At 50.3% G+C, this 6,241-nt stretch carries 8 protein-coding genes and 1 pseudogene; 4 read left to right on the forward strand and 5 right to left on the reverse strand.

The window, feature by feature from the left end:
* Positions 1-335: integrase core domain-containing protein (locus FEV53_RS19235; protein WP_142836296.1), on the forward strand; the 335-nt coding region annotated here is incomplete at its 5' end.
* Between the two features lie 34 nt (positions 336-369).
* A pseudogene (locus tag FEV53_RS19240) lies at positions 370-483 on the forward strand (transposase domain-containing protein); the annotation flags it as partial.
* Between the two features lie 28 nt (positions 484-511).
* Here FEV53_RS19240 and FEV53_RS19245 read toward each other — a convergent pair.
* The 5 genes from FEV53_RS19245 to FEV53_RS19265 are packed head-to-tail and all read right to left on the reverse strand — an operon-like array spanning position 512 to position 5,314.
* Complete coding sequence (locus tag FEV53_RS19245; RefSeq protein WP_221931684.1) at positions 512-1,735, reverse strand: S8 family peptidase; 1,224 nt, start codon at positions 1,733-1,735, stop codon at positions 512-514.
* A gap of 41 nt (positions 1,736-1,776) precedes the next feature.
* Positions 1,777-2,028: a hypothetical protein gene (locus FEV53_RS21330; protein ID WP_221931685.1), complete on the reverse strand. Its 252-nt coding sequence runs from the start codon at positions 2,026-2,028 to the stop codon at positions 1,777-1,779.
* Complete coding sequence (locus FEV53_RS19255; protein ID WP_142836299.1) at positions 1,994-3,886, reverse strand: RiPP maturation radical SAM C-methyltransferase; 1,893 nt, start codon at positions 3,884-3,886, stop codon at positions 1,994-1,996. Before FEV53_RS19255 ends, FEV53_RS21330 begins: the two co-directional genes overlap by 35 nt.
* Entirely contained in the window at positions 3,883-5,073 is a 1,191-nt protein-coding gene (locus FEV53_RS19260) for a radical SAM protein (RefSeq protein ID WP_221931686.1), read from the reverse strand. Before FEV53_RS19260 ends, FEV53_RS19255 begins: the two co-directional genes overlap by 4 nt.
* A complete protein-coding gene (locus FEV53_RS19265) occupies positions 4,988-5,314 on the reverse strand; it encodes a hypothetical protein (protein ID WP_142836301.1) in 327 nt (108 codons plus the stop codon). The genes FEV53_RS19260 and FEV53_RS19265 overlap by 86 nt, the downstream gene beginning before the upstream one ends.
* A 175-nt stretch (positions 5,315-5,489) precedes the next feature.
* On the opposite strand from FEV53_RS19265, the gene FEV53_RS19270 reads away from it, so the two are divergent.
* A complete protein-coding gene (locus FEV53_RS19270; protein ID WP_246100938.1) occupies positions 5,490-5,819 on the forward strand; it encodes a transposase in 330 nt (109 codons plus the stop codon).
* A gap of 97 nt (positions 5,820-5,916) precedes the next feature.
* Positions 5,917-6,241, forward strand: a 325-nt coding sequence (locus FEV53_RS19275) for an IS3 family transposase (RefSeq protein ID WP_185962339.1), incomplete at its 3' end; no start/stop codon positions are given.

Here is a 6,241-nt window from a genome sequence, read left to right on the forward strand (position 1 = left end):
TCATCCTGCGCGGCGTGCCTTCGTTCATTCGGTCTGACAATGGCCCGGAGTTCGTTGCTCAAGCCGTACAGGACTGGATCAAAGCTGTCGGCGCGAAAACGGCTTACATCGAACCTGGATCGCCTTGGGAGAACGGATACTGCGAAAGCTTCAACGCCCGTTTCCGCGACGAGTTCCTGAATGGCGAAACCTTCTACAGCCTGCGCGAGGCGCAGATCCTGATCGAACAATGGAGGAAACACTACAACACGAAACGACCACACAGCGCATTAGGCTACCGCCCACCGGCCCCGGAAACCTTCATCACGATGGACCGGAGGCCCGTCATGCACTAACAATCAAATTGGACCACTCAAGTGGGGCTGATCAGCCTACCTGACAGATATCCTCAGCCGTATCCACGATCACAAAATCAACCGGCTCGACGAGTTGCTTCCATGGAACTGGACACCAGCAGCGCCCGAGCAGCGAAAGGCGGCCTAAACCGGGCGGTTACAAAGAAACGCACATACTAGTTGACTGAATTCAATACTGTTCGAAGGCTGATTGAACCCGGCGTCCCATACCCAAAATCTGACGACCAATTTGGAGCGGCTCCACACGAGGCCTTCAATATGTTAAAGATCACATCTGGCTTCAGGTCAGGAAACGCTGATAACAGGAGAGCAACGCAACCTGCCAGAACCGGCGAAGCAGTGGAAGTCCCAGGGTCCACACTCGGCATGTATCCCTTGAACTGCGAGTAGCACGAGAAGTCAGGTTTCTCCGGATCAATTGATCCACGCCCTTGGGACGAATATGGAAGACGATTACCATTGACATCAATGGCAGCAACACTCAGCACACTATCAAGACTGGCCGCGCCCCAAACACTGACATCTGGACCAGTATCGCCCGAGCCGCATCTCAAATCCGGATCAGGGCTCCCACAATTACCCGCTGCAAACAGTATCGGCGTACCATCACCAACGATCACCTCAAGTCTTTCGTTAAAAGGATGCAATCTTGAATCTGCGTAAGTGCGAACATTTGCGTCCAAATCTGATGGCAAACGGCGATACGTCGACCAGCTATTATTAACTATAACTCTGTAGCCTGGATTGGCTTCCATCCAGTTGCTAATCCAGTTCATCCCCTTGAGCGCATCCGACAGCCAAGCCCCACGATCAAGGTTTGAGTATTTCAGAACGCCCACGTCTAGAATCTTGGCATTCGGTGCCGCGAGAAGCGCTGCATTAGCAACCATGCTACCATGCCAGCCGCCGGGACTATCTGCTTGCTCGCCCCAAGGCGTCGTTCCGTCCGGCGCCCACCCGTCGATTACTGGAAACTGGTCTTTATCTACACCTGAATCACAGATTGCTATTGCGACATTATCACCTTTGATTCCGTCATCCCAAAACTCATGACACTTGAGCAGCGAAATTACATCGGCACTCGTTCCGATAGCGACGGTGGGATCAAAACTTGACGTAGATGCGATCTCCAAGTGCGCGGGTTGCAACGGTGGGTCTTCCCAGATGGCTGCAATATTGCTGTCTTCAATCAAACTACCAATGTCTTCGCTTTGCACCTGAGTCGATAGAATCTGTCTAGCTTCCCTGAATACCTTATTGGAAAATAAGGTAGTGTTGTTTGGAGAACCTCCAACGGGTGAAGCTCCAACACCTCCGCCAAGCGAATCCCTCATCATTGCTGGGCCTATAATTTGATCTGCCTCTGATAGAGCGATCAAATTGTTTCCTCGATTGAGTTCAACAAATACCCTAGTCTCCATTATTCAACCTCACCACCTTCGGCGTCTTCTATTCTCTCATCGTAGAATATCTCAAAATCCGCAATTTCATCTATTTTTCTAAGTTGGCTTGGGTCCACAATATCGAGTGATCTAAAACTCACAACGCCTTTACGTGGATTAACTGGCTGTATGCCAAATGATCTATCATAGACCTCCGAAAGGTTCTTTCTAAGAACATTTTCTAACCCGCTGGGCTTAGCCCATGGCTCCAGAACGACCCTTACAAGCAAACGCATCGCCGATTGACCTTTTCAGTTCGCCGCCAGGAAATAGTCTCTCCTTTGGCTGTTGCACAGCATGCTGGCTCGGAAAACAGACTAAAGTAAGTGAAGCGCGGCCTATCGTTACAACTAGGCCTCTTTTCACAAGTTTTGCGAGCGACTCTTCAACGGCATCGACTTCACTACCCACTTCCTCAGCCACCTCATGCAACACGCTAGCGGTTGGCTTAACGTTCCTAAAAGCATGAATGAGCATCGCCTCGACACCCATGTATGTATCCAAGGATTCCGATGTAGCAACTCTAGTGTCCTTCACCATTACTGCCCCAGCGATTGTCACTGCTGAAAGCAAAGGTGCACCCCCACCTCGGAAGTGTCGATCCTGCCAGCTTGTCGCAAGTGTCTGAAGTTCCCTCTTTATGTTATCATCGATGGCCCCCTTACACGTACCCTCAAAGAAGTAAGCGATGTCTCGAATTTCTTTCTCAGACAGAGGAAATACGAATTTGTATGCAGGCAATGGCCGCACGTCAGAAAATCCGATCAACTCAGATTGCTCATAGTTCGGGCTGAAACGGTCTAGCCGCAGTTGAGCTACATTTCGCGGCGGATGAAGGTGCGCTATTTTTGGTATTAGTTCTATCGTCTCTCTATAAGAAGAAACCGTCTCCCCAGGAAAGCCAGCAAGTATATTCCAAATAGGATGTATGTTTAGCTCTTTACATCTTTTCAAAAGAAAGATGTTTTGAAGAGCCGTTACCCCCTTCTTCATGATCTTGAGAGTGTTATCTGACAACGACTCTATTCCGGGCTGGATAGTATCGACTCCAGCTTGCGCCAGAATTTCAATCTGCTCGTCCTTCAAGTTCGACTTTATCTCATAAAAGAACCTGAACCTGCGATCTCCTCGCTTTAGTTTCCGAAAAACGGTATCGATATGAGCAAAGTCCATTATATTGTCTGTGGTAGCAAAGTTGTTCACCTGCCACTTTGACGATAGCTCTTCTATCTCCGAGATGAGCCTAGGCGCGCTCTTAGATCGAAAAGTCATGCCAGCGGCATTCAGACCACAGAATGTACAATGGTTCTTCTGGCCCCACCAACACCCGCGAGAACTTTCGAGCGCCAACGCCAGCTCTACATCGTCTCGGAACTCCGTTTGTGCGATGGCGTCAAAATAGTCACTATATTCTGGTATGGGCAAATCATCCAAACACATGATTTTCTTGGGTCGAACAACGGCCTCAGTGGGCCGTTCACCATCTAGAATTTCCTGACAAAGGTTTGGAAATGCGACATCCGACTCGCCGTTGAACGCATAATCGATTACGTCAAACGCGCTAGTCAGACCACGTGCCATCTCCCCCATGCAGTTGGACCCTCCAAAGACTATGACGGTCTCGGGAGCCAACTTCTTAACTTCCTCAGCTATCGCTAGTGAGGCTGCCGTTTGCTCAAAAGACGTTGAGAACCCAACAACCTGAGGACCGGAATCTAGAATTTTCTTAGCTTGACGCGATGCGAAACTACTTGTGCCGTGCGCTAGTTGACATACTCTATCGAACATCTCTGCTGGATAATCTTCTCCAAAAACAGTAAGAAAGTACTTTTCTGGATCACCATTGTGATGAGCAGGGAAGGCTGCATGAGAGAAAATCCACTCCGAAAGTAACCAGTTTGTACTTGAGAAGTTTGAAAGCCACTCATTTTGTTCAACACCAATCTCTTCGGCATACTCAATGTTCGAATAATGTACCGAGCAGGAAATGCCCCGCTGCTTCAACTGGGCAGCAAGTATGCTTGGACCAATTAGCGGTCTTACTACGGTTAAAACGGGTGGAACAACAAGAGCTACATCTTTTTTCATTCTTCATCGATACTCGAAGAAATCTCCGGAGCCCTATATGTGCCAGCCAACTGGTAGATCAGTCTCTGAGTCGCTAGAGATTTCTTCTTATCTTGTTGTGCAATCCGTCGAGCATTGTCTAACACTTCTGGTCTCGAAAAGAGGGCTGCACAAGCTTCACAATTACTATCGAAATCTTTTGCCATCTGCGGATTAGATGTGTTTTTCGATGCACATTCCACGATGGCCGCGGGACCTTCGAATGCAATCCAGTTAATTATGGGGTCTTCAAACGCTGCGCTGATCGACTCCACAACTGTTGAGTTTCTCATATCGCCAATCTGCAGACCTTGATAGAACGGTATCGTACCGCAACATGGGAGAATTCTTCCAAATGGGTTGACTGTTGGGCCACGAAGAACATGATCGCAGGGACCAACTAGCCGTCTAGGATCGGACGTCCTATCCAAGTCTATTTCTCGCGCGCGACCTGTGGTGTTTATAAGAGTTTCTTGAATATACACCGCTGAGATATCAATGGACTCATTCAAAAAAAGGGCTCGCAGGGACTGTCCAGAGATCTCAGTAGATTCATCAACACAGACGTTTAATGCAATCGGAATACCGTTATCGACAGCTGATCGAACGCAGTTGACTATACTTTCTTCGCTGATAAATTCAGCATGTGCATCATCATATGAAAGTGAGATTTCGTCTAGCCCGGCCTCCTTTAGGGAAGAAAGAATCTGATTGGCTTTTCTCTTGTTCTTTGCCCAAGCGGCACTTGTCACAATGCGTGTCTGAAAGCCGTATTCTTTTGCCTGTGATATCAGAACTCGAAGCTCTCTCGGGTACAGAAGCGGCTCCCCTCCAGTAAAGCCCACCATTTTTATACTTTTGATGAGAGAAGCCTCATCAATAGCTCGTGAGGCTGTACTGACGTCGATTGTATCATTGACATCGGGTCCCGAAGAGAAACAGCAATGACTGCAGCTAGCTGGACACTTATAAGTCAAATGAATTGCTAGATAGACTGGCGTGACAATGTTGCTCTTGCCGACATCGCCGTCAAAGCTGGGAGCCTGTTGTCTTTCTAAGCCGTCAGAACTTGTTTGCACAACGTTACTGTTGGTGTGGAATGGCCAAGGCGACAGCCAACCCGACTGCAACAGCAACGGAAACTGGAGAAGCTCCAGGGCCTGGCGCAACAATGCTCTCAAAGTGAGCTTTTACGGCAGCTTCGGTTTCTTCATCCATCTCGATTCCATATGGAGCCAGTGCGGCACTTGGATCGTCTGCAATCTCTTTGAGAAAATCTCCATCTGATTTCATTCGTTCTTCAAGCTCAGCAATTTTTTCAGCTGGGGCATTAATCGTAATATCCATTTTCAATCTACCTTTCCGGAATGCTAAGCCGCGCTGGATGCCGCAGACTTTTGTCTTCTTCATTTCGAACGATGTCAGCTTGCGGCGGTCAGTTGCGATGTGTCAAGGTTCTTGCATTGCGAGCGTGTAGCGCTTCACGATCACCCCTTCGCCAGCGTTTTCCCCGTCAATGGCTTGAGCTTCGTCCCTGTCTCCGGACAGCGGGGTAATTTACCCCTGTCCATGAGAGGAGCACGACATGGGACGACATCGACAGAAGTACACGGACGAATTCAAAGCTGCAGCGGTTGAACGGCTTTATGAGCCGGGCGCGACGCAGGGCAGCGTCGCGAAAGAGCTGGGGATCACCGGCACGCAGTTAAAAACCTGGCGGCTGGAGATTGAGGCGTTCGGCTCGATGGAGGCCAAACGTCGCCAGAAGGCGGACGCCGCTGAGCTGGAACGGTTTCGCAAAGAGAACAAGCGTCTCGCGGAGGAAAACGAGATCCTGCAGATAGGTGAGCAGGCGAACGCCACCGGTCCGAGTGCGCCCGCGAACGCTTTTTTCGCAGCAAGGGCGGTGAAGTGAGGGCATGAGCGCCACTGGTCCGAGCGACTGCCCGAACGATGAACAAGCACGCCTTCATCACTGCCCACAAAGCTCAGTTCGACTGACCGTGGCCCCAGTGGGGCCGCGTAAGCGGGAGAACGGGGTTTCGACACTCTGCCGGCTGGTCCGCCTGTCACGCAGTTGGTTTTATGGTCACGACGCGAGCTTGGCGGCCCGTCAAGGCCGGGAAGCGCGGCGTGCGGCACAAGACGTGGCGTTGCTGGAGCGGATCAGGCACTTCTTTAAAGCAAGCAAATACCGCTACGGCTCCAAACGCATTCACCGGGATCTGGGCGCTGATGGCGAGCGCGTCTCAGAGCGGCGCGTGGCCAAAATAATGCGGGGAAACAGGATCTCAGCCGGCCAACGCAAGCCGCGCAAGCCGGTCACCACAAACAGCA

This window comes from Palleronia caenipelagi (genome assembly GCF_007004065.1).
GTDB classification, from domain to species: Bacteria; Pseudomonadota; Alphaproteobacteria; order Rhodobacterales; family Rhodobacteraceae; genus Palleronia; species Palleronia caenipelagi.

Bases quoted from the DNA above. Each gene is read 5' to 3' on its own strand.
- FEV53_RS19265 (WP_142836301.1), bottom strand. From the start codon at position 5,314: ATGAAGAAGACAAAAGTCTGCGGCATCCAGCGCGGCTTAGCATTCCGG.
- FEV53_RS19255 (WP_142836299.1), bottom strand. From the start codon at position 3,886: ATGAAAAAAGATGTAGCTCTTGTTGTTCCACCCGTTTTAACCGTAGTA.
- FEV53_RS19270 (WP_246100938.1), top strand. From the start codon at position 5,490: ATGGGACGACATCGACAGAAGTACACGGACGAATTCAAAGCTGCAGCG.